General features: G+C 68.7%; 19 protein-coding genes. 7 read left to right on the top strand and 12 right to left on the bottom strand.

What is annotated here, in order from left to right; all coding sequences use genetic code 11:
• The first annotated feature begins 329 nt into the window (after positions 1-329).
• The gene (locus ACWPN8_RS07855; protein ID WP_492240426.1) at positions 330-1919 is read left to right on the top strand and encodes a sensor histidine kinase; all 1590 of its coding nucleotides are present in this window, start codon (positions 330-332) and stop codon (positions 1917-1919) included.
• Here the strand turns inward: ACWPN8_RS07855 and hisE are convergent.
• A complete protein-coding gene (gene hisE / locus ACWPN8_RS07850) occupies positions 1916-2380 on the bottom strand; it encodes a phosphoribosyl-ATP diphosphatase (protein WP_492240425.1) in 465 nt (154 codons plus the stop codon). The genes ACWPN8_RS07855 and hisE overlap by 4 nt on opposite strands.
• Before the next feature lie 260 nt (positions 2381-2640).
• Here hisE and ACWPN8_RS07845 point away from each other — a divergent pair, with 260 nt between their 5' ends.
• Positions 2641-2835, top strand: a complete 195-nt coding sequence (locus tag ACWPN8_RS07845) for a hypothetical protein (protein WP_247873041.1) — start codon at positions 2641-2643, stop codon at positions 2833-2835.
• Between the two features lie 44 nt (positions 2836-2879).
• A complete protein-coding gene (locus ACWPN8_RS07840; RefSeq protein WP_492240424.1) occupies positions 2880-3086 on the top strand; it encodes a hypothetical protein in 207 nt (68 codons plus the stop codon).
• A 131-nt stretch (positions 3087-3217) separates the two neighbouring features.
• On the opposite strand, the gene ACWPN8_RS07835 is transcribed toward ACWPN8_RS07840, so the two are convergent.
• Positions 3218-3952, bottom strand: a complete 735-nt coding sequence (locus ACWPN8_RS07835; RefSeq protein ID WP_492240423.1) for a Crp/Fnr family transcriptional regulator — start codon at positions 3950-3952, stop codon at positions 3218-3220.
• Positions 3953-4165: 213 nt separating this feature from the next.
• On the opposite strand from ACWPN8_RS07835, the gene ACWPN8_RS07830 reads away from it, so the two are divergent.
• On the top strand, positions 4166-4567 hold the full coding sequence (locus ACWPN8_RS07830; protein ID WP_109447431.1) for a hypothetical protein: 402 nt from the start codon (positions 4166-4168) through the stop codon (positions 4565-4567).
• A 97-nt stretch (positions 4568-4664) separates the two neighbouring features.
• Complete coding sequence (locus ACWPN8_RS07825) at positions 4665-5501, top strand: DUF502 domain-containing protein (RefSeq protein ID WP_492240422.1); 837 nt, start codon at positions 4665-4667, stop codon at positions 5499-5501.
• Here ACWPN8_RS07825 and recG read toward each other — a convergent pair.
• The 7 genes from recG to ACWPN8_RS07790 all read right to left on the bottom strand — a co-directional run bounded on the left by recG (position 5453) and on the right by ACWPN8_RS07790 (position 16096).
• Positions 5453-7534, bottom strand: coding sequence for an ATP-dependent DNA helicase RecG (gene recG / locus ACWPN8_RS07820; protein WP_492240421.1), 2082 nt, complete (start codon positions 7532-7534; stop codon positions 5453-5455). The genes ACWPN8_RS07825 and recG overlap by 49 nt on opposite strands.
• A gap of 415 nt (positions 7535-7949) precedes the next feature.
• The gene (locus ACWPN8_RS07815; protein ID WP_492240420.1) at positions 7950-10892 is read right to left on the bottom strand and encodes a chemotaxis protein CheA; all 2943 of its coding nucleotides are present in this window, start codon (positions 10890-10892) and stop codon (positions 7950-7952) included.
• A gap of 38 nt (positions 10893-10930) precedes the next feature.
• The gene (locus ACWPN8_RS07810; protein WP_492240419.1) at positions 10931-11353 is read right to left on the bottom strand and encodes a response regulator; all 423 of its coding nucleotides are present in this window, start codon (positions 11351-11353) and stop codon (positions 10931-10933) included.
• Between the two features lie 56 nt (positions 11354-11409).
• Entirely contained in the window at positions 11410-12420 is a 1011-nt protein-coding gene (locus ACWPN8_RS07805) for a chemotaxis protein CheB (protein WP_492240418.1), read from the bottom strand.
• Between the two features lie 66 nt (positions 12421-12486).
• Positions 12487-13935 carry a chemotaxis protein CheW gene (locus tag ACWPN8_RS07800; RefSeq protein ID WP_492240417.1) on the bottom strand — a complete coding sequence of 483 codons (1449 nt, stop codon included), beginning with the start codon at positions 13933-13935 and terminating at the stop codon, positions 12487-12489.
• Positions 13932-14858, bottom strand: coding sequence for a CheR family methyltransferase (locus ACWPN8_RS07795; RefSeq protein ID WP_492240415.1), 927 nt, complete (start codon positions 14856-14858; stop codon positions 13932-13934). The genes ACWPN8_RS07800 and ACWPN8_RS07795 overlap by 4 nt, the downstream gene beginning before the upstream one ends.
• Positions 14855-16096, bottom strand: coding sequence for a methyl-accepting chemotaxis protein (locus tag ACWPN8_RS07790; RefSeq protein WP_492240413.1), 1242 nt, complete (start codon positions 16094-16096; stop codon positions 14855-14857). Before ACWPN8_RS07790 ends, ACWPN8_RS07795 begins: the two co-directional genes overlap by 4 nt.
• 215 nt (positions 16097-16311) lie before the next feature.
• Between ACWPN8_RS07790 and ACWPN8_RS07785 the strand changes: the two genes are divergently transcribed.
• Positions 16312-18315: a methyl-accepting chemotaxis protein gene (locus tag ACWPN8_RS07785; protein WP_492240412.1), complete on the top strand. Its 2004-nt coding sequence runs from the start codon at positions 16312-16314 to the stop codon at positions 18313-18315.
• A gap of 245 nt (positions 18316-18560) precedes the next feature.
• Positions 18561-18800, top strand: a complete 240-nt coding sequence (locus ACWPN8_RS07780) for a hypothetical protein (protein ID WP_109449376.1) — start codon at positions 18561-18563, stop codon at positions 18798-18800.
• Between the two features lie 39 nt (positions 18801-18839).
• On the opposite strand, the gene ACWPN8_RS07775 is transcribed toward ACWPN8_RS07780, so the two are convergent.
• The 3 genes from ACWPN8_RS07775 to fabF all read right to left on the bottom strand — a co-directional run bounded on the left by ACWPN8_RS07775 (position 18840) and on the right by fabF (position 21564).
• The gene (locus ACWPN8_RS07775; protein WP_109449378.1) at positions 18840-19130 is read right to left on the bottom strand and encodes a DUF2934 domain-containing protein; all 291 of its coding nucleotides are present in this window, start codon (positions 19128-19130) and stop codon (positions 18840-18842) included.
• Between the two features lie 114 nt (positions 19131-19244).
• Positions 19245-20252 carry an endolytic transglycosylase MltG gene (mltG, locus tag ACWPN8_RS07770; RefSeq protein WP_492240411.1) on the bottom strand — a complete coding sequence of 336 codons (1008 nt, stop codon included), beginning with the start codon at positions 20250-20252 and terminating at the stop codon, positions 19245-19247.
• A gap of 49 nt (positions 20253-20301) precedes the next feature.
• A complete protein-coding gene (gene fabF, locus ACWPN8_RS07765; protein WP_109449382.1) occupies positions 20302-21564 on the bottom strand; it encodes a beta-ketoacyl-ACP synthase II in 1263 nt (420 codons plus the stop codon).
• Between the last annotated feature and the right edge of the window lie 82 nt (positions 21565-21646).

Genomic DNA, 21646 nt, shown 5'->3' with positions numbered 1-21646 from the left:
TGCTCCGCCGGCAGAAGCCCCAGGGCGTGAATGCCGGACGGCCACCCGATCTGGCGGAAGGCTGGACGAGGCCCACCATTCGGGGAAATAGTATCCACTCTTAACCCGACATGGTTGTTGGATGACGGAATGCAACGGTTGAGCTATTCTCGCGCCCAGCCCATCTCCTCTAAGGCCATCTCCTGTAAGGCCATCCCCTTTAGTGGAAGGACCACCTCGCCCCGATGACCCCTGCCGGCCTCGAACAGGACTCACATGCCGCGGGAAGCCGGGTTGCGGAACGGGGGGGGCGCAAGGCGGCGTCCCTGGCTGTGGGCGCATTGCTGGCGGTGTCGCTCCTCCTCACCGGCGCCCTTCTGGTGTTTTCGGCCTACCAGTATCGCAACCAAGTGATCTCCGAGGCGGAGAACCGCAGCATCGCCATCGCCCGCGTTCTTGAGGAACATGCGGCCAGGACGCTGGGCATCCATGCCTCCACCCTGTCGCACATGGAATGGATGGTGGACGATCTGGGCTGGGACCGGATCGACGGCACTCCCCTGCTGTTCGAGCGGCTGAAGGCGATGGCCGCGCAATCGCCGGAGGTCCAGTCCTATTGGATCACCGACGAGACCGGGCGGGTGCGCGCCAGCAGCTACGAATGGCCGATGCGCCCGCTGAACGCGGGAGACCGCGAATATTTCCGCGCCCATCTGAATCCCGGCACGATGCTTCACATCGGCCCGCGGCTGAACGGCAAGATCGTGCCGGAGGTCGTCTTCACCCTGAGCCGGCGGATGGAGCTGCCCGGCCACCGGTTCCAGGGTGTGGCGCAGATCTCGCTGCTTCCCAGCTATTTCACCGACTTCTACCGTTCGGTCCTGCATGGGTCCCGCGATGTGATCCTGCTGATGCGCGAGGATGGCGAGGTGCTGGTCCGCAATCCGATGATCGCGCCGGAGGACAGCGCCGCCATCGGACGCTTCCCGGAGCTGATCTCCACCCCCGACAGGAACGGCATCTTCCGCGCGGTCACCCCCTCCGACGGGGTGGAGCGGTTGTTGGCCCGCCGCAAGGTGCCCGACCTGCCCGTCTACGTGGTCTATGGCACCGATGTCGCCTCCATCGAGGCCGCCTGGCTCGACCGGGTGCTGCCCTATGTCCTGACGGCTTTCCCGGCGCTCGGCCTGCTGGGCCTGCTGGGCGGCATCGCGTTGCACCGGTCGCGGCAGGCCGCCAATGCGCAGGTGGCGCTGCGCCGCGCCAACGAGGCGCTGGAGGGGCGCATAGCCGAGCGCACCCGCCATCTCGATCAGGCACTTGCCGACAAGGAAGTGCTGCTGCGCGACATTCATCACCGGGTGAAGAACAACCTGCAGGTCATTCTCAGCCTGCTGGAGTTGCAGGCGCAACGGTCGCCCGAACTGGAAGCGCCATTCAGCGAAGCCCTGACGCGCATCAACACGATGGGTCTGATCCACGAGCAGATCTACCGCTCCACCGGCGTGTCGGCGGTCCGGCTCGACAATTTCGTCGAGGCGCTGGCCGGGCACCTCAACAGCTTCCACAGCCGCCCCGGCCGGACCATCGTCATCAGGCACCGGGTCGAGCCCGTCAGCCTCGACCTGAACCGCGTGGTGCCCTTCGCCCTGATCCTGAACGAGGTGGTGTCGAACGCCTACAAGCATGCCTTCACGGGCCGCTGCTCCGGCACCATCGACATCGCGGTGACGGCGGAAGACGGATCGCTGCACCTGACCATCGAGGATGACGGCACCGGCGCGCCGGAACCGGAGGATGCCGCCCCGCCCGGACGGCGGTCGATGGGCATGGATTTGATCCGGGCCTTCAGCCGGCAAATCCGCGGCGAATACCATTTCGCCAGGGGAGTGGGCACGCGGTTCGATCTGGTCTTCCCGCGGGAGGCGGACCCCGCCTAACGCTTGCAGCGTTTGGCCTGATTGGACTTGTCGGAATTGGACTTGTCCGAACTGGATTTGTCCGGATTGGATTTGGGGGAAAGCGGCCTGTCATGGCCGGCGGCGACACCATTGATGGGGTCGTCCGATTTCGGCAGCTTCTCGGCTATGCCGTAGGCCAGCTCGCGCCGCCGCAGTTCCGCCAGGATCTCGTCGGGGGCGACATCGAGGTCGGCCAGCAGGACCACCAGATTGTACAGCAGGTCCGCCGCCTCCATCACCAGCGCGCCGCGGTCGCCGCGCATCGCCTCGATCGCCACCTCGATCGCTTCCTCTCCCACCTTGCGCGCCATGCGGGCGCGGCCTTGGGCCAGCAGCTTTCCGGTGCGGGAAGTCTCGGGAATGGCAGACGGTTCGCGCCGCATCGTCTGGACGGCGTCGTAGAGACTGCGGAGCGGATCGGGGCCGATGTACTGAACCATCCCCCTGAAGTCGTTTTTTCCGGCAGCACTGTCAAGATGTTGGTTGGTCGGCCGAACATCCTAGGGATGCGGGCGAACAGTCCGGAAGGCGTCGCCGTGGGTTGATAGTTCGTAATGCTGATTGGTTTGTATAATGACGATTTGCCAAAGGAAACCTCTGTATAGCTGTAATTTTTGCAGCATCCAGCAATGCAAAGGCCGCGTATTTGGCATTGGGTATACCAGTATATAGTCTCCTCAACAGCCCGATGGAGACAACGATGACCACCACCACTTTCCAGCCCGGCACCGAACACCACGCTTCGACCGATGCCCTGCATGCCGTCGCCGAATTCCCGGTGGCCTGGTTTGAAGCCACCCCGGCCTATCTGGTCCTGCGTCCGGTCGGCGCCTTTCTGCAGGAATGGGTTGCCGCCACCCCGGCCGGCTACCTGCTCGGCCTGCTGAAGCGCTGACACCCCGCCACCCCTTCCGACATTTTCAGCCGACGGAGACGATCATGAGCATCCTCAGCCTTCATCATGGCGATCATGGCGATCATGGCATCCATGGCGACGCCCAGCCCCAGCATTCGGTCCGCGATTTCGCCGCCGACTGGTTCGAGGCCACGCCCGCGGCGATCCTGCTGCGTCCGGTTGCCGCGTTCCTGACCGAATGGGCCCTGGCCACCCCGGTGGCGATCCTGGTCCGGTCTCTGCACCGCTGATCGCGGTACAAAAAAGCAAAAAAAGTCTTGAGGGTTTGAAAGGCGACCGCGGCACGGCCCGACCATACGGGCTGCCGCGGCCTTTTCTTTTTCAGGGTCCGTTCTCAGGGTCCGTTTCCCTGCCCGCGCTCTCAGGCGCCGCCGCGGACATCCTCGACCAGCATTTCCAGCCGTGACAGGTCGCGCACCACCAGCGCGTCGGGACGGCGTTCCAGCAGCCCGTCGCGGGTCAGGTCGCTCAGAACGCGGGCGACGGTTTCACGCGTGGTGCTGACGCGGGCGGCGATGTCGGAATGGACGGGAATCGGCGCAATGATCGCCGAGGCACCCTGGCGTGAGCCACGCTTGGCAAGGCGCAGCAGTTCGGCATGGACGCGGTTGTTGGCGCCGAGCGTCGACAGTTCCATGATGCGGTCGGTGGCCCCGCGTAGCTTGTCGCACAGCCGCAGCATCGTCGCCATCGCCAGTTCCGGATGGACGGTCACCAAAGCCTGGAAAGGCTTGGCCGGCAGGAAGGCGACCAAGGCGCCCTCCCCCAGCGCCACCACCGACGCCGACCGCGGACGGCCGTCCAGCGCCGACATTTCCCCCACCAGTTCCCCCGCCTCGATGTCGTTGAAGCTGATTTCGCGCCCACCGGCCGAATGGCTAAGCACCCGCACCCGCCCTTCGACCAGGAAGGCGACGTCGCGGGTCTCGGCCCAATGGTCGATCAGCTGCTCGTCGGGAGCGAAGCGGCGCCAGCGGCATTGGCGCGCCACCGCGGCGCGCTGGTCGGCGGACAGCGGTCGAAGCAGCGCGATGCGGTCCAGGCCGGCGGCGGATGCCTCGGCCAGCCCATCGGCCGGGCTGTCGGGCTTGGTCATTCTGGTTTCGTCATGTCGGTCTTTGGCGCGGAAGATTCCGGCTTCGCCCCGGACTGTATGTTGCCCCGAAGGATAGCGTGACCTGCGCAAAGGTGGAAGGCGCTGTGACTATTGGCCGGTGTCAACCCTCCGTTAACGCCAAGCGCGCAGAAGGGGGTGACGCCTCGCCGAATTTCCCATTTGCCGAACCCATCGTTGCCCGGAGCGCCGACCATGCCGACCCTGTTCCCCGTGCCCACCGCCCGCCGCATCGACCGCCAACGGCTGCTGTCGGTCGCCCTGATCCCCTTCGCGGCGGCCATCGCCATGGCGAGCACGGTCGCCGCCACCGGCTTCACCGCCAGCCCGCTGGGCGAGGCGAGCAGCACGCTGGGCTTCCTGCTGGATTTCGTGAAGTTCTGCTATCTCGCCGTCGCCATGGCGCATCTGTCGGGCGCCATCGCCGACCACACCTGCGGCAGCCTCGCCGCCGGCCTGTCGATGGACGAATACGACGCACCGGAACCAGTCTCGAAGGACGAGTTCTGGCGCGCCTTCCCCAACCATGTCGACGGCGCCGCCATCGCCGGGGCCGTCACGCTGCTGTCCGTGATCGCGAGCTCGCTGGTCGGCTGACGCTTTTCCCAATTCCCGCGTTCCCTTACGCGGCAGTTGAGAGCGGACGGCGCTTGCCCCACTATGGCGCGGATGGACGATGGGCGGATGGGCAGGCGTGAGCGGAGATCAGACTGAACCGAAGGCCGAGGTGAAGGCCGACCCGAAGTCCCAGGGCAAGCCCCAGGCGAAAGGCCAGATGGGGGAGCCGGCGCGGCACCGCCGCGAGGGCATCGGGTTGATGGGACGGCTGCGGGCCTATTTCCTGGCCGGCATCCTGGTGACGGCCCCCATCGCCATCACCGTCTATATCGCATGGTGGTTCGTGTCGCTGATCGACGGCTATATCCGACCGTTGATCCCCAGCGTCTACAATCCGGAAAACTACCTGCCCTTCTCGATCCCCGGCATCGGCGTTCTGGTGGTGATCATCGCCGTCACCCTGATCGGCGCCTTCGCCGCCGGCTATGTCGGCCGGCTGGTGCTCGGTGTCGGCGAGGGGGTGGTCGGACGCATGCCGGTCGTCCGCTCCGTCTATGGCGGGGTGAAGCAGATCTTCGAGACGGTGCTGGCCAAGAAGTCGAACGCCTTCCGCGAGGTGGTGGCGATCCAGTATCCGCGCCCCGGCGTGTGGTCGCTGGGCTTCATCACCGGCAGCGCCCACCCCGAGGTGCAGGTGAAGCTGGCCGGCGAAGCCGACGACATCGTCAACGTCTTCATCCCCTGCGCGCCGCCCACCGCCGGCTATCTGGCGATGGTGCCGCGGCGCGAGGTGACCGTGCTGAACATGACCGTCGAGGATGGGCTGAAGCTGGTGATGTCCGGCGGCATCGTCGTCCCGCCCGACCGCCGCCCCACCCTGGTGGAAATACCGGCCGATCCCGACGATGAGGATCTGGACGGCGATCAGCCCGACCGCAAGGTCTTGGCCGCCGCATCGCGTTCGAAGAGGTAGAGCAGGGTCCGCAGCGCCTCCCCGCGCGGGCTGGCGAGGTCGGGGTCGCGCTCCACCACCAGCCGGGCATCGTCGCGCGCCACCGCCAGCAGGTCGCCATGCACCGCGAGGTCGGCCATCCGGAAGCCCGGCAGGCCCGACTGGCGGGTGCCCAGAACCTCGCCGGCACCACGCAGGCGCAAGTCCTCCTCGGCGATGACGAAGCCGTCCTCGGTGTCGCGCAGGGTCTTCAGCCGTGCCCGCGCCGTCTCCGTCAGGTTCGACTCGAACATCAGCAGGCAGCTCGACGGCTTCTCGCCACGGCCGACCCGGCCACGCAGCTGGTGAAGCTGGGCGAGGCCGAAGCGTTCGGCATGCTCGATCACCATCACCGTCGCTTCCGGCACGTTCACGCCGACCTCGATCACCGTGGTGGCGACCAGAACGTCCAGGCTGCCTTCGGCGAAGGCGGCCATCACCGCGTCCTTGTCGGGCCCCCGCATCTTGCCATGGACGAGCCCGACACGGTCGCCGAAGGTAGCGCGCAGGAAGGCATGGCGCTCGGTCGCGGCGGCGAGGTCGCTCTGCTCCGATTCGTCGACCAGCGGGCAAACCCAATAGACCCGCGCCCCCTCCGCCACCTTGCGCTGGATGCCGTGGACGACCTCCTCCAGCCGGTCCAGCGCGATGGTGACGGTCTGCACCGGCTTGCGGCCCTCCGGCTTCTCGGTCAGGCGCGACACGTCCATGTCGCCATAGGCGGTCAGGGTCAGAGTGCGCGGGATCGGGGTGGCGGTCATCACCAGCACATCGACCGCCCGCCCCTTGGCCGACAGCTGAAGGCGCTGATGGACGCCGAATTGGTGCTGCTCGTCGATCACCGCCAGCGCCAGATCCTTGAAGGCGACATCCTCCTGGAACAGGGCATGGGTGCCGACCAGCAGCGGCAGTTCGCCGGAGGCCAGCCGGTCGAGCACAGCCTGGCGTGCCTTGCCCTTGTCGCGCCCGGTCAGCAGCCCGATCTCGACGCCGGCCGCCCTGCACAGCGGCGCCAGGCTCTCGGCATGCTGACGGGCGAGGATTTCCGTGGGCGCCATCAGCGCGGCCTGGGCGCCGGTCTCCACCGCGTTCAGCATCGCCATCAGCGCGACTACGGTCTTGCCGCTGCCGACATCGCCCTGGAGAAGCCGCAGCATCCGCCGCTCGGCGGCCATGTCGGCATAGATCTCCTCCAGCGACCCGGCCTGCGAACCGGTCAGGGAGAAGGGCAGCGCCGCGAGCGCGGCGCGGCGCAGGCTGCCGTCGCCCTGGGTCGCCCGCCCGGCCAGCCGGCGCTGGCTGGCGCGCACCAGCATCAGGGCGAGCTGGTTCGCCAGCAGTTCGTCATAGGCGAGGCGACAGCGGATGGGGGCCGTGGCGGCGAGGTCGCCCTCATCCTCCGGCGTGTGGGCGCGCTTCAGCGCCTCGGCCCAGCTCGGCCACTGGCGGCGGGCCAGCCATGCCGGATCCTGCCATTCGTCGAGCGGCGGGACATCGTTCAGCGCCGCGCGCACCGCCTTGCGCAAGGTCTTGGCCGGCAGGCCGGCGGTCATCGGATAGACCGGCTCGACCAGTTCCAGATCTTCCTTGGCGTCGACCGGGACGACGGCGTCGGGGTGGGTGATCTGGGCGGTGTCGTTGAACCACTCCACCTTGCCGGAAACCACCATGGTGGTGCCGGCGGGGATCTGCTTCGACAGCCAGTCGCCGCGGATATGGAAGTAGACCAGCTCCAGCACGCCGGTCTCGTCGGTGCAGCGGATCTTGTAGGGATGGCGCGGGTTCACCGGCGGCGCGTGCGAATCGATGCGCACGGTCAGGGTGGCGATGCGCCCATGCGGCGCCTGCGCGATCGTCGGCGAGAAGCGGCGGTCGACCACGCCGCAGGGCAGATGCCACAGCAGGTCGACCACATGGGCGCCGGCCAGCTTCTCCACCAGCTTGCCCAGCCGGGGGCCGAGGCCGGGAAGTGCCGTGACCGGTTTGAACAGCGGAAACAGGATGGCGGGACGCACGGGCGGGTCGCTACCGGAAAAGCCTTCGACGGCCACCAGAAAGCCGGGTGGGCCTTCCTGCGTCAAGGCTGCTGAACGGCATTGGGGAAAAGGCGGGGAAAAGAAGGGACGGCGGAGCGCACCCAAGGCCAGGGGGCCTATGGTGGGGGGCAACGTCGGCCAGGAAATTGGCTTGGACGCGCTCCGCCGATAGGTACCGTCCGGAGGCAAACGGGAGAACCGGACGGTCGGGTCCGATGGCAGGGAACCATCGGGAAGAGACACCAGATAAGAAGACGCTCAATTGTGACGGGCCGGTGTTTCAGGGGGGCTGGCCCGACCGCGTCACAAGAAGGACATTAGCCCGTCCGCCCTGTCCCCAACCTGACTCAACCATGAATTTCCCTTCATGAACCGGCCAAGCCGAACGGGTGCATCAGGCCGGCGCATCGGCCTCCCGCCGCTGGGCCAGCGCGGCGAGGCGATAGAGTTCGTCGCCGTCCAGGATAATGACGATGCGGCCGTCGTTCAGCAGGGAGACGCCGCCGACACCGGGCACCTCGGCGAGGCCGGGATGGCTTTCGCGGACGAACAGGTCGCCGCGGCGCAGGAGCCTGTCGATCTCCAGCCCGATGCGGCGGCCGCCCTGGCGCAGAACGACGACGAGGCGCTGGCCGGGGCCGCAGAGCGGCCACTCCCCCTCGGCGGGAAAGCCCAGCGCATCGGCGAGGCGGACCACCGGCAGTACCCGCTTGCGGCGCATGACGGTCCAGCAGCCGGAGACGCGGTGGAAATCGTCGGCGGTGAAGCCGCAGACCTCCTCGACGAAGCGGTCGGGGATCGCCAGCACCTGATCGTCGACCTGGACCAGCAGGGTGCGCAGGATCGCCGCCGACAGCGGCAGGTCGATGGCGAAGGCGGTGCCCGCCCCGTCCCGCGTGCGGATGGCGATGCTGCCGCCCAGCCGGGTGATGGCATTGCGCACCACATCCATGCCGACACCGCGGCCGGACGTCTCGGTCACCGTGTCGGCGGTGGAGAAACCGGGGGCGAAGATGAATTCCCGCACCGCATCGGGCGACAGGTGCAGGCTGTCCTCCTCGCCGATCAGGCCCTGGCTCACCGCCTTGGCGCGCACCGCCTCCGTCGCGATGCCGCGGCCATCGTCGACGATCTCGACCACGACGCGGCTGTTGCGCTGGATGGCGCGCAGGGAAAGCGTGGCCTGGGCCGGCTTGCCGGCCACCTCACGGTCGGCGGCAGGCTCGATGCCGTGGTCGATGGCGTTGCGCACCATGTGCATCAGCGGGTCGTAGAGCATCTCGACCATGCTCTTGTCGATGCGGACCTCGCCGCCCTCGGTGGCGAAGCGGACCGACTTGCCCTGCCCGCGTGCCAGTTCGCGCACGACGCGGGGAAACTGGTTGAACAGGGTCTCGATGGGAACGACGCGCAGGTCCAGCGCCGCCTCGCGCAGCCGGTCGACGGAGCGGCTGAGCTGGGCGTCGAGGTCCAGCAGGTCGCGGCGGTGATGCTCGACCGCCTCACGCAGGAGACGCAGGTCGGGATCGCCGGCACCCAGCCGCTCGGTCAAGGCGGCGAGCGCCGACTCCAGCCGCAGGTCGTTGGCCGTGGCGTTGAGGTCGCCGGACAGCAGGACCATGCCGTCGATGCGGGCCATGAAGCGGTCGATCACCTCGCCGGGCACGCGCAGCACGCCACCAGCGGCGGGGGCCGCCGGGCGGGCGGATGGGGCGGCAGGCTGCGGGGCAGCGGTCGTCACCGGTGCACCGGCGGACTGCACCGCAGGCAGGGTCCGCGCATCGGCAGGGACCGGCAGGTCAGGTGTGACCGGCTCCCCGCCATCCCCGGCCGGATCGGACGGCGCGCAGGCGCGGATGCGCAGGAAGCCGCCGCCGGGGTCGATGCCGGCGAGGGCGTCCGCCAGGGCGGGAAGCTCCTGCGGGGAGGCGATCAGCACACGCAGCCAGGTCTTGCCGTCGATGAACTCCGGCCAGTTGGTGATGGCGCGCACCTTGCTGCCCATCCACTGGACGAACCCGGACGCGACCTCCGGCGAGGTTTCCAGAAAGGCGGTGACCTCGTAGAGCCGCATCTCCGGATCGGCGATGGCGGCGCGCAGGTCGGCGGTGCTGTCGGGCGACAGGAAGCGCAGCAGGCCGGGATCGAGCCCAAGGGCCGAAAGATCGTCGGCGTTCAGCGGACGGCGCGCCTCGCCCGCCTCCCGCTCGGCCGAGACGGCATCGACGAAGGTGCGCAGGCGGCCTTCCAGCGCAGCCACCCCGTCCGCGTCCAAATCCCCGGCCGGATCGCACGCTGCCCGCGCCGCCAGATCGGCGATCATGGTGCGGGCGTCGGCCATCAGGATCGGCCAGTCGGCATGGTCGGCGGCGGGTGTACGGCGCATCACATCGGCCAGCACCCGCAGCAGGGCGGAGCCGCGCGGCAGCCGGACGATGTCCAGCGTCGCCGCCATACGGTCGAGCAGCCCGGCAAGTTCGGCGGCAACGGACGCATCGGCCAGCACCGACGGATCGGCCAGCAGCGCATCGGCGCGGGCGCCGCCCTGGGCAAGGATCTGGGCGTTGTGGTCGGCCAGCAGGGTCGCCAGGATCGCCGCACCGGCATCTTTGCCGGTCAGTCGCCCGATGCGGGCGCTGGCGGTGGCGACGGCCTGAAGCTCGCGCAGGATAGCGTCGGCATCACGGGCGGCCAGCGCCTCGCGGAACCGGCGCAGCGTGTCGGCGAAGGGCAGGAAGTTCAGCCGCTCGCAGGCCAGCTCCAGCCGGTCGGCTGTGTCGTCGACGCTGCGGAGCCCCTCCTCGTCCAGGCTGTCTAGGTCGAGCGCGCGGGTCAGCGTCGCCATCCCGTCATGCAGCAGCCCGACGAACAGGCCGAGCATCCGCTCGTTCTCGTGCAGACGCACCGGCGGGGGCGGCGGCGGGGCGGGAACGGGCTTGGCGGCGGGCCCCTCCCCGCCCAGCGCGTCGAGCCGCGCCAGCAGGTCGGCCGGCGCCTGCCCGTCGCGGCGGTCGCGCATGCCGGCCTCGGCAAGCCCGCGCAGCGCGTCCAGAGCCTCCAGCAGCGGGGCGGCGACCTCCTCCGTCAGCGCCAGCGCACCGCCGCGCACACGGCCGAGGATGGTTTCCGCCCGGTGCGCCACCGCCTCCATCGCGAAGAGGTCCATGGCGCGGGCGGCCCCCTTCAGCGAATGGAAGGAGCGGAACAGGGCAGCGATCCGTTCCGCCTCCGGCCCGTCGCCGGGGCCGGCGGACAGCAGCTTTTCCAGCAGGTCGAAATGTTCGCCGGCCTCGACGCCGAACTGTCGCCACAGGGTCTCGATCAGTTCGCTGGTCATGGGTCACCGCTCACAAAAGAAGGCGCCGAACCGGAGACTCAGGGCTTCAAGGGCGGGGGCAAGCCGGCGGCGCGGCGGATGGCGGCGACGATGTCGTGGCCCTTCTTGTGGGCAAGGTCGAGGCTCATGGTGCCGGACGGCTTGGCGATGATCTCCACCGCACCCAGGGCTCGGGCCTCGTTCGCTTCGGGCGAGCCGACCTGCGCGACGGAGGAGATGATGATCACCTTGGCGCGCGACATCAGCGACAGATGCTCCATCACCTCCAGACCCGACATCTCCGGCATTTCGATGTCGAGCAGGACGATGTCGGGCTTCAGGCTCTTGACCATCTCCAGAGCCACCTTGCCGTTTTCGGCCGCACCGACGAGGGACAGCTCGTCGTCAGCGCGCACGATGTCGCCGATGATGGTGCGCATCAGCACCGAGTCATCGACCAGCAGGATCGTCGGCTTCGCCATGAGTAAAAACTTCCTATGTTTGCAGCGCCTGTCGGCTTCCGGGGTCTTCCCGATTGTCAGGAGAGTGTGAAGAGAGCGTTCAGCTTGCGGGCGATTGACGTAACCGGCAACACCTCCGTGGCGATACCGGCACGGATTGCCGCCCTGGGCATGCCGTCGACCGCGCAGGTCGCCGGATCCTGGATCAGAACGGGAAAGCGGCGTTCCGCGAAGGCCGTCGCACCGTTGCTGCCGTCGTCGCCCATGCCGGTCAAGACGACGGCGACCGGCGACTCCGCCGCTTCCGCGGCGCTGCGGAAGAGCCGGTCGGCCGAGGGGTGGTAGATGGCGCCGGCCGGGTCGGCGGCATGCAGGGTGAAGCGGCCGGAGGTGCTGCGGCGCACGGCCCAGTCGCCGCCGCCACGCAGGATGGTGACGGCCGCGGGGTCGAGCGTCTCACCGTCGGCCCCCTCCCCCACCGGCCGGCCGAGCGACCGGGCGAGCGACGCGGCGAAACCGGCGGTGAAGCTGGCCGGCATGTGCTGCGCCACCACCAGCGGACAGGGCAGCGGTCCGAGCGCGCCCAGCAACTCCGCCAGCGCCACCGGCCCGCCGGTGGACACGCCGATGACGACGAGGTCGGGGCGGTGTCCGCGGACGGACGGACGCAGAGACGGAGGCGGTTCGGGTGCGGGCTCGGCCACGGAAGCCGGAACGGAATCGGCGGCCCGCTCCCCCGTCAGCGCCATGCGCCAGCGGCCCCAGTGGCGCACCTTCTCGGTCAGCTGGCGTTCGATGGACGCCATGTCGAAGGTGATGAAGGAGCTGTTCTTGCAGATGAAATCCACCGCCCCGGTTTCCAGCGCCCGGATGGTGGCGGCCGCCCCCTCCGACGTTTCGTTGGAAACCATGATGCAGGGCGGGCCCTTTTCCGCGGCGATGGCCTGAACCGATTCGATTCCGTCCATGACCGGCATGTTCAGGTCCATGGCCACCACATGCGGCTTCAGCTTCCGCGACAGGCGCAAGGCCTCGGCACCGTTGCGCGCCTCGCCGACGATCTCGATGTCGGGCGCCGGCTCCAGCATCTTGCGCAGCGCGATGCGGACGAAATTGCTGGTCGTCCACCACCAGCAGGCGGATGCGCGGGTCGGTCATGGCGCGGCAACCTCGCTCCGGGCGTCTCCGATGGGCAGCACCCTGGTGCCGGCAGCCGCGGCGGCGGTCAACCCCTCGGGCCGCAGAACCGGGATCAGGGCATTGTCCAGGCGGATCACCGCGGCGGTCAGGCGGTCGGACAGCGGGTCGACATCCTCGCTGTCGATCTTGCGGATGCGTTGGATCTCGTCGGCGATCACCGCCACGGTCCCGCCGTCGATCTCTACCAGAACGGCGATGCCGGGCGTGGCAGGAGGCGCGCCGACCGGCGCCCGCGCCAGCAACCGGCGGAGATCGAGAACCGGGAGGATGCGGCCGTCAACATCGGTCAGCCCGTCGAAGCTTTCGGCGCCCTGTGGCAAACGCAGCCGGTCGGACACCTCCACCACGCGGCGGACCTTCTCGAACTCCAGCGCATAGATGCGGGCCTCCACCACCAGGGTGAGGAAGCGGCGGTAGAAGCGGCGCGGCAGGCGGCTTTCCGCCAGATCGTCGTCGGGATCGCTACCCTCGGGTACGAAGCGGCCGATGTCGTCGAGTTGATCGCCCAGCATGCGCGCCACGCTCCTCACGTCGAGCCAGAGTCCATCGTAATCCAAGATCCGGGCCGCCGTCCCGGCCTCGCCCGCGCGCAGGCGGTCCAGCGGCACGCGCACCACGCCCCGCACCCCGTCCACCCGGACGCCCACCGGCCCCCGCCGCGTCCGCAGGACGACGGCGTAGCCGCCGGGCCGATCCCCGATACCGGCGCCGGCACCGGCACCGAGCGGATCGGTGACCAGGATCGACCGCTTCTGCACCCGCGCCACGCCCCGCACCAGTGCCGGCGCATGGGGTAGCGGACGCAGGTCGCCGAGGGGGAAGACCAGCAGCAGATCGTCCATTTCCAGCGCATGGGGTTGGCCGGCGACCTCCACCATCAGCAGGCGGATGCTGGCGCGCTCGCGCGACGGGTCGGGCGGCTCCGCTGCACCGCCGGACAGCGCATCGGCATCCGCCAGCCCCGGAACGGCGAGCGCCCCGCCGCGCCCCAGCCGCATCAGATCGGGATCGAGCAACCGCAGGGACCGGTCGCCATGGCGCAGCCGGCCGGCCACCGGTGTTCCGCAATCCTCCGGCTCCGCCGCGCACAGCTCCACCCGCTCCGCCGTCAACGTGCCGCCGATGCGGCCGGCGCGGAGTGCCAGCACGCCGGTTCCGGCGCGCAGCACGATCAGCAGTCCGCCGCGCCGTCCGCCGCCCCAGGCCAGCCGCAGCGACGGGTAGCCGGTGACGTCCAGCACCGGCAGGATGCGACCGGCGACATTCGCCAGCCCCTCCACCTGCGGCGGGGCGAAGGGCAGCCGGGTGATGCCGGTCGGCTCCGCCACCTCCTCCACCCGATCGGCGGCGACGGCGAAGGGCGTGCCGGCGATGTCGAAGGTGAGATAGCCGCAGGTCGTCATGCCGCCGCCTCTCTCCGCCGGTAAGCGAGCGCGCGGTCGCCGCGATGGCGTTCGAAGCCATTGCTCCGGCAACAGTCGTCCGGCAGCCGGTCGGTGGTGCCGAGAACCAGCCAGCCGCCCGGCGCCACCGCCGCGGTCAGCAGGGAGAGCGCCCGTTCGCGGCTGTCGTCGTCGAAATAGATCATGACGTTGCGGCAGGACACGAGATCGAAGCCACCGGCCGGCACCTCATCCGGCAAGTCGGCGTCCATCAGATTGTGGCGGGCGAAGCGCACCACCCGGCGGGCATCGCCATGCACCCGCCGGTGCAGCGGCGCCTCCGCCCCCAGCGGGACGAACCAGTTTTCATAGTCCGACGGCATTTCGCGGAAGGGCCCCAACCCCTCGCCGCCATAGCAGGCATTGGCGGCCTGCCGCACGGCGATGCGGCTGAGGTCCGTGCCGAGAACCTCGACGGTCCAGTCGGTTTCCAGCCCCTGTGCGGTACGGCGTGCCTGCCCGGCGTCGGCCAGGGCCTCCAGCGTCACGATGGCGAGACCGTAGGCTTCCTCCCCGGTGGCGCAGCCGGCACTCCACAGCCGCAAATTTCGGGTCGTGGCGCGTTCGGCGATCAGGCGCGGCAGCAGATGGCCGCGCAGATAGGCGTGATGCGGCAGGTCGCGGAAGAAATAGGTTTCGTGGATCGTCAGATTCTCGATCAGGCTCAACCAGTCCGGGCTGTCGGCCGGCGCCCCTTCGATCTGCGCCACCCAGTCCTCCAGCACCGCCAGCGGCATCGCCGCCAGGATGCGCACCAGCTTGCGCTCCAGCGGGCGGTCGTGGCGAATCCCCGCCTTGCGCCGGACATCCTCCAGCAGCCGCCGCACCAGATCGTGCAGCGGTCCATCCGACCCGGACTCAGGAGGAGCGGCGCCGCCGGTCACGACGCCCGGAAGCGTTCGGCCAGCCGCCGCGTGTCGTCGGCCAGCCGGGACAGATGGACCATGGTCGCGGTGATCTCCTCCGACGCGGCAGCGTTCTTGGAGGCGACGGTGCGGATGTTGCCGACGTTCGATTCGATCTCGACGATATGGTCCTGCTGGTGGGCCATGGCCGCGGCGACCGACTGGACCATGCGGTCGATCTGTGTGACCCGTTCGGCGATGCCGTCCATCATCTGCACCACTTCCGCCGTGGCAGCCATCCCCTCCTCCGCCATCGCGGCGGCGGCCTCGACGATCTCGGCGATCTGGCGGGCGCTCTCGACGGCGTTGTCGGCGAGCTTGCCGACCTCCTCGGCGACCACCTCGAAGCCCTTGCCCTGCTCGCCGGCGCGGGCGGCCTCGATGGAGGCGTTGACCGACAGGATGTTGGTCTTCACCGCGATCTGGGTGATCGCCTCGGTGATGCGGCCGATGCGGCGGCTGTTGTCCCCGATGGTCTGGGAAACACGGACCAGCCGCGCCATCTCCGCCTTGCCGCGGTCGGCGAATCCGGCGGTGACCCGCACCATGTCGGAGGCGGCGCGGGTGCTGTCGGTGACGTCGGCGATGGCCCGGACGGAGCGGCCGACCGCGTTCACCACCCGGTCGAGATCCTCGGTCTGGATGGCGGCACCGTCGGCGACCTGCGACACCGCGGTGCTGGCCTGCCCGGCGGCGACGGCGACCTGGGCCGCCTGCTGGCCGATGTTCCGGAAGGAGGCACGAGCATCCTCCACCAGCGCCGCCATCTCGCCATAGCGGCCGGGGAGAGGCGTTGCGGCCGGTGCGTCGCCGTCGGCCTCATGCGTCAGGCGGCGGAGGGTCGCATGCAGGCTGTCCTGGGTCCGCACGACACGGGCGAGCGCCGCGGCAATGCCTCCGGCCTCGTCGCCGCGGACGGACAACGCGGATGCATCGTTCCGCATCCCAAGAGCCGGCATCCCGGGGTCCGGCGTTCCGGCGGCGAGGCGGTCCGCGGCCGCCTCCAGCCGCGTCATCGCGTCCGACAGATCGAACGCCAGGACACAGCCGATCAGCAGCGCCAGGGCGAGCGTACCGCCTGTGGCGAGCCAGACGGTCTGCGGCGCGGCATCCGGAACCGCCTGGGGAAGCAGAAGGGGAACGAGCGCTGCTGCCGCGGGCAGAAGAACGGCGAGTCCGAAGCGGGGAAGGATCCGCAAGCTGGCCGGAAGGGACATCGCGGTACAGACTCCTTACGAACGACCAGCGGCATCCCGCGACATCTCGCGGAGACCGCACGCCACCCTTATGACTTGCCGGATGCACCCCAACCGAAGCAAGGTGAATCCGGCAGATGGACCGGGATGCCGCAGATCACGCGGGGCTTCCGCCGTCCGCCCATCGCTCAACCCGGCGCCGCCCAAGGGGCGGCCTTGATCGGACCCCCACCGGCATGTCCATCGCCACCCGCATCGCCCTGGGCTTCGCCGCCGTCCTGCTGCTGACGCTCGCCGTCGCCGTCGTCGGCTGGAGCGGGCTGAACACCTACGCCTCGCGGGTGGAGATCGCCGCCCAGACCGCCCGTCTGGACACCCTGCTGTACAGCGCCCGGCAGGAGGAATCGCGCTACCTGCTGGACGTCGACCCTTCGGCCAGCCGGCGGGTACGGCAACTGACGGACCAGTTGAGGACGGAGGCCGAGGCTCTGCTGGCCCTGCCCGATCACGCGGTCCCCCCGGAAGCGTTGCGCGAGGCGTTGGAAAAGCTGGCGGCCTATCGCAAATCCTTCGACGAGGTGGTCGGGCTGGAGGTCGACCGCTTCGCCAGCCTGGCAAAGCTGCGCAAGCAGACCGCCGCCCTGCTGGTGATCGCCCAGACGCTGACGCACGAGCAATCGGCACGCTATGCCGACGCGCTGGCGCGGGTGAAAGCGGACCCCGGCGACCGTGCGGCGGTGACGGCGCTGGAATCCTCGGCGCTGCTGGTCGCCATCGCCGGGCGGCTGATCCAGGACACCCGTGGCGCTCTGCTGGATGTGCAACAGTTCCTGATCGACCATGGCGGTTCAGGCCGCAACTCCCTCAGCGCCAGCATCGACCGGCTGCTGGCGGTCGTCGGCGATGTCCGCAAGGCGGCCAACGACGGGGAAGCGCTGCGCGAGTCGGAGAAGCTGACCGCCGCCATCATGGGGGTGGAGACGGAGTTCCTGCTGGTGGCCGACATCGTCGTACGGCGCAACGCCGCGCGGGACGCCATGCGCGACGCCGCCAGGATCGTCAACGATCAGGTGACGCAGCTGGTGGCGGCCCAGACGGCCGAGCGCGAGGCCGGGCGGTCGCGTGCAGTCATGCTGTTGTGGAGCGGCGCGCTCGGCGCGCTGGCCGCCGGCACGATCCTGTCCATCCTGATCGCCCGCAGCCTGACCGGCCCCATCGCCGCCACCACCGCGGCGGTCCAGCGCCTGTCGGACGGCGATCTGACGGTGGCGGTGCCGAACACCGGCCGGCAGGACGAGCTGGGATCCATCGGCCGTGCCGTCGCCACCGTCATCCGGGTGCTGCACGGACTGCATGGCGAGATGCACAGGCTGTCCGGCAAGCCGGTGGGATCGCCCGAGACGGTCGGGGCGCAGCAAACCCCGGACTTTCATGGGGCGTATGGCGAGATGGTGGCCCTACTGCAGGAAACCGGCACGGCCTTCCACACCATCGGCGAGCAGGCGACCCAGGTCGCCGTCGCCGCCGGGCAGGCCAGCACCGCCATCGCCCATGTGTCGGACGGCGCCTCCGAACAGACCGACGATCTGGATCAGGTGGCGACCGCGGTCGGACAATCGGCCCGCGCCATCGCCCATGTCACCGACAGCACACGCGATGCGTCCGACATGGTGAAGGATGCCGCCGACTTCGCCGACGGTGGACGGCAGGACATGGCGCGGCTGCTGCGCGTCTCGCAGACCATCGCCGACAACAGCCGCCGCATCGGCCGCATCACCGAGGCGATCACCCAGATCGCAGTGAAGACCAACATCCTGTCGGTCAATGCCTCCATCGAGGCCGCCCGCGCCGGTGAGCAGGGCAAGGGCTTCGAGGTGGTCGCCGAAGAGGTCGGCAAGCTCGCCGACAACGCCGTCGAAAGCGCCCGCCAGATTGCCGAGATCGTCGAGGCCGCCGCCGCACTGGCCGAAGAGGGCAAAGCCGTCACCGAACAGGCGCGGCGCCGGATGGACGGTCTGGCCGAACGGGTCGACCGCATCGACGGCGCCTTTCAGTCGGTTGCGGTCGCCATGGAAGAACAGCAGGCCTCCGTCCGCGAGATCGAGCGGTCGGTTGAGAGCGTGCGTACCGTCGCCTCCAAGAATGCCGCCGCGTCGGAGGAGATCGCCGCGACGATGGTGCACCTCTCCCGCCTCGCCGATGAAACACGACGTCAGGTGTCGCGCTTTCAGGCCGGCTGAAGCTTGGCCTTTGCCGAAATTCTGAATAGGGAGTGAGACTGGGAAGCGTTTCCGGCGCCGCATGCTTCTGCCCAGGCCCGCCTGGCCGCAGTCTCCGAAGTGGTAATTCTTAATCCCAGCCGGGATTACATGGCATTTAAAGTTCTTTTAACCCTATTCCATGCCTAATCGGTTTGCGGGAACGCTCGATCCCGAGAAGACGCTCTACCGAACATTAGACCCACACGACACCAAGGGAGTTCCCCATGCCCGCACAGAAGGTCGCCGATGAAGTCCGCCTGGCCAGCCGCATCCACGCGCGCCTGCTGGACGCCTTCATCGATTTGACGGAGCGGGAACTGGCCGGGCTGGCTCCGGGCTTCGCCGAGGAAAGCCTTGCGGAAGCGCTGGAGGCCCTGCGCGCCGCCCGCAAGTCTTACGGCACGACCGCCGGGGTGATGGTCATTTCCAACCTGCAATTGCCGCAGGCTTCGAACGCCGCCTGACCCCGGAAGCCATCCTGCGACCGGTCAGGCCGCGACAGATCAGGCGGTGACCGCCTTGCGGGTCCGCGGCTTGCGCGTCTTCGGGGGCTCGGCAGGCACGGCTTCCGCTTCAGCGGGCTTCACCACACCGCGCGGCTTGGCGTTGGTGGTCTTGCGCGGAGCCTTCACCACGGCAACGACCGGCGCGTGATCGGGAACGGCAACCGCTTCGGCCAGGACCGCGCGTTCTGCCTGGACCCAATGGTCGGCATCGCGGCCATGGGGACAGCCCTCTTCCAGCCAGATCGCATAGGCGCGATCACGGATGCGCTTTTCGACATCCACACTCATTACATCTCCCCGGGGAATGGTGGTCAGTTTTGCTGCAATGCAAAGACTGCCGAATTCCTCGAATGCGCGCAACAAGGCGAAACGTTATCGGCCCTCCGCCCGATCAATCGGCCGTCACTCCGATGACGTTTCGCCGTGCTCGGGCTGGCGGCTCTGCTGGACCTCGCGCCATTTGGTGACGTTGCGGTTGTGGTCGGCCAGCGACTTGGCGAAGACGTGGCCGCCGGTGCCGTCGGCGACAAAATACAGGAATTCGTGCCGTTCGGGCTTCATCACCGCCTGGATCGAGGCCTTGCCCGGATTGGCGATGGGCCCCGGCGGCAGGCCGGTGGTGACATAGGTGTTGTAGGGCGACTCGAACTTCCAGTCATTGCGGGTCAGTGCCCGTCCCAGCTCGCCGCTGCCATCGGTCAGCGCGTAGATCACCGTCGGATCGGACTGCAGCTTCATGCCGGCTTCCAGCCGGTTGACGAAAACCCCCGCCACCCGCGGCCGCTCCGCAGCGATGCCGGTCTCCTTCTCGACGATGGAGGCGAGAGTCAACGCCTGCTGCGGCGTTTCGAACGGCAAATTCTGGTCGCGGTTCTTCCAGGCCTCCGCAAGCGCCTGGGTCATCGCCGTCTGCATCCGCTCGATCAGAGCGGCGCGGCTGTCGCCATAGGCGAAGTGGTAGGTCTCCGGCAGAAGGGAGCCTTCCTTCGGCGGCTTGGGCAGATCGCCGGTCAGTCCGGTTTCCCGTGCGAGCAGTGCGACCACCTGGGCGGAGGTCAGCCCTTCCGGCACGGTGAAGCGACGCACAACGGTGCGGCCCTGGCGCATCTGCTCCAGGACGCCTTCGATGCTGATTCCCGCGGGGAACTGGTATTCGCCGGCCTTCAGTTCACGGAAGGTGCCGGACAGCTTGGCCGCGGCGGCGAACACCAGCGGCGAACCGATCACGCCGGAGTCGCCCAGCGTGATGGCAATGGCCTCCAGCCCGCTGCCACGCGGGATGACGACCGTTTCGGATTGCTCCAACGGTCCGGGGGCCGAATAGCGCTGGTAGCCCCAGACGCCGACTCCGCCCGCCGCACCGACAGCGAGGACCAGCGTCCCCGCAAAAATCCGGAGACCCCAGCCCATCGCTCACCTCTTGAAGACTGCAGACCGCAACGCGGGTGCGGCGCTTCGTTTACGCAAATTCCTTGAACACCAGCGAGGCATTGGTGCCGCCGAACCCGAAGGAGTTCGACAGTGCGGCGCGCACGCGGCGCTCCTGCGCCACCTTCGGCACCAGATTGACGCCCAGGCAGCTCTCGGACGGATTCTCCAGATTGAGCGTGGGCGGCACAATGCCGTGGTTGATCGCCTTGATCGAGTAGATCGCTTCGACCGCACCGGCGGCCCCCAGCAGGTGGCCGATGGCCGACTTGGTGGAGGACATCGCCAGATTGTCCATGGCGTCGCCGAACAGGCGCTTCACCGCACCCAGCTCGATCTCGTCGCCGAGCGGCGTCGAAGTGCCGTGGGCGTTGACGTAATCCACATCGGACGGGTTCATCCCGGCGCGCTTCAACGCGGCCTTCATGGCGCGGAAACCGCCATTGCCGTCTTCCGCCGGAGCGGAGATGTGGTGCGCGTCGCCGGACATGCCGTAACCGACGACTTCGGCATAGATGGTGGCGCCGCGCTTCTTCGCGTGCTCCAGTTCCTCCAGCACGACGACACCGGCACCCTCGCCGATGACGAAGCCGTCGCGGTCCTTGTCATAAGGGCGCGACGCCTTTTCGGGCGTGTCGTTGAAGTTGGTGGACAGCGCGCGCATGGCGGCGAAGCCGCCGACGCCGAGACGGCTGACCGCCGCCTCCGTACCGCCGGCGACCATGATGTCGGCATCGTCCCACATGATCAGACGGGCAGCGTCGCCGATGGCGTGCGCGCCGGTCGAGCAGGCGGTGACGACCGCATGGTTGGGGCCCTTGAAGCCGTGCTGGATCGAAATATGGCCGGAGGCCAGATTGATCAGGCAGGCCGGGATGAAGAAGGGCGACAGGCGGCGCGGGCCCTTTTCGTGCAGGGTGACGGCGCCGTCGGCGATGCCCGGAAGGCCGCCGATGCCCGAACCGACCATGACGCCGGTCCGCTCGCGCTCCTCATCGGTCTGGGGAACCCAACCCGAATCCTTGATTGCTTCCTGCGCCGCGGCGATGGCGAAGATGATGAAATCATCCATCTTCCGCTGGTCCTTCGGCGGAATGAAGGTGTCGGCGTTGAATTCGCCCTCACCGTTTCCGCGCGGGACCTGCCCGGCGACTTTGGAGGCCAGGTCCGAAGCGTCGAACCCCGTGATGCCGCGGATTCCCGACGTTGCGGAAATCAGCCGCTCCCAGTTCAGCGTGTGGCCGACGCCGAGCGGCGTGACCATACCGAGTCCGGTGACGACGACACGTCTCATGAGGCTGTTCCTTGACCTTTCCTCGAATAAACTGTCGACGATCTGGTCGTCGACGGCCAGGCCCCGCGCTGCTGGTGTTGCA

The sequence above is a fragment of the Azospirillum sp. UENF 112521 genome, assembly GCF_058780665.1.
Note: the sequence above shows the minus strand (reverse complement) of the source record. Positions and strands in the feature narration are given on the sequence as shown.

Excerpts from the sequence above, each read along its gene's own strand:
- hisE (WP_492240425.1), bottom strand. The coding sequence starts at position 2,380 with ATGGTTCAGTACATCGGCCCCGATCCGCTCCGCAGTCTCTACGACGCC.
- ACWPN8_RS07845 (WP_247873041.1), top strand. The coding sequence starts at position 2,641 with ATGACCACCACCACTTTCCAGCCCGGCACCGAACACCACGCTTCGACC.
- ACWPN8_RS07840 (WP_492240424.1), top strand. The coding sequence starts at position 2,880 with ATGAGCATCCTCAGCCTTCATCATGGCGATCATGGCGATCATGGCATC.
- ACWPN8_RS07835 (WP_492240423.1), bottom strand. The coding sequence starts at position 3,952 with ATGACCAAGCCCGACAGCCCGGCCGATGGGCTGGCCGAGGCATCCGCC.
- ACWPN8_RS07830 (WP_109447431.1), top strand. The coding sequence starts at position 4,166 with ATGCCGACCCTGTTCCCCGTGCCCACCGCCCGCCGCATCGACCGCCAA.
- ACWPN8_RS07815 (WP_492240420.1), bottom strand. The coding sequence starts at position 10,892 with ATGACCAGCGAACTGATCGAGACCCTGTGGCGACAGTTCGGCGTCGAG.
- ACWPN8_RS07810 (WP_492240419.1), bottom strand. The coding sequence starts at position 11,353 with ATGGCGAAGCCGACGATCCTGCTGGTCGATGACTCGGTGCTGATGCGC.
- ACWPN8_RS07805 (WP_492240418.1), bottom strand. The coding sequence starts at position 12,420 with ATGCTGGAGCCGGCGCCCGACATCGAGATCGTCGGCGAGGCGCGCAAC.
- ACWPN8_RS07800 (WP_492240417.1), bottom strand. The coding sequence starts at position 13,935 with ATGACGACCTGCGGCTATCTCACCTTCGACATCGCCGGCACGCCCTTC.
- ACWPN8_RS07790 (WP_492240413.1), bottom strand. The coding sequence starts at position 16,096 with ATGTCCCTTCCGGCCAGCTTGCGGATCCTTCCCCGCTTCGGACTCGCC.
- ACWPN8_RS07785 (WP_492240412.1), top strand. The coding sequence starts at position 16,312 with ATGTCCATCGCCACCCGCATCGCCCTGGGCTTCGCCGCCGTCCTGCTG.
- ACWPN8_RS07780 (WP_109449376.1), top strand. The coding sequence starts at position 18,561 with ATGCCCGCACAGAAGGTCGCCGATGAAGTCCGCCTGGCCAGCCGCATC.
- ACWPN8_RS07775 (WP_109449378.1), bottom strand. The coding sequence starts at position 19,130 with ATGAGTGTGGATGTCGAAAAGCGCATCCGTGATCGCGCCTATGCGATC.
- mltG (WP_492240411.1), bottom strand. The coding sequence starts at position 20,252 with ATGGGCTGGGGTCTCCGGATTTTTGCGGGGACGCTGGTCCTCGCTGTC.
- fabF (WP_109449382.1), bottom strand. The coding sequence starts at position 21,564 with ATGAGACGTGTCGTCGTCACCGGACTCGGTATGGTCACGCCGCTCGGC.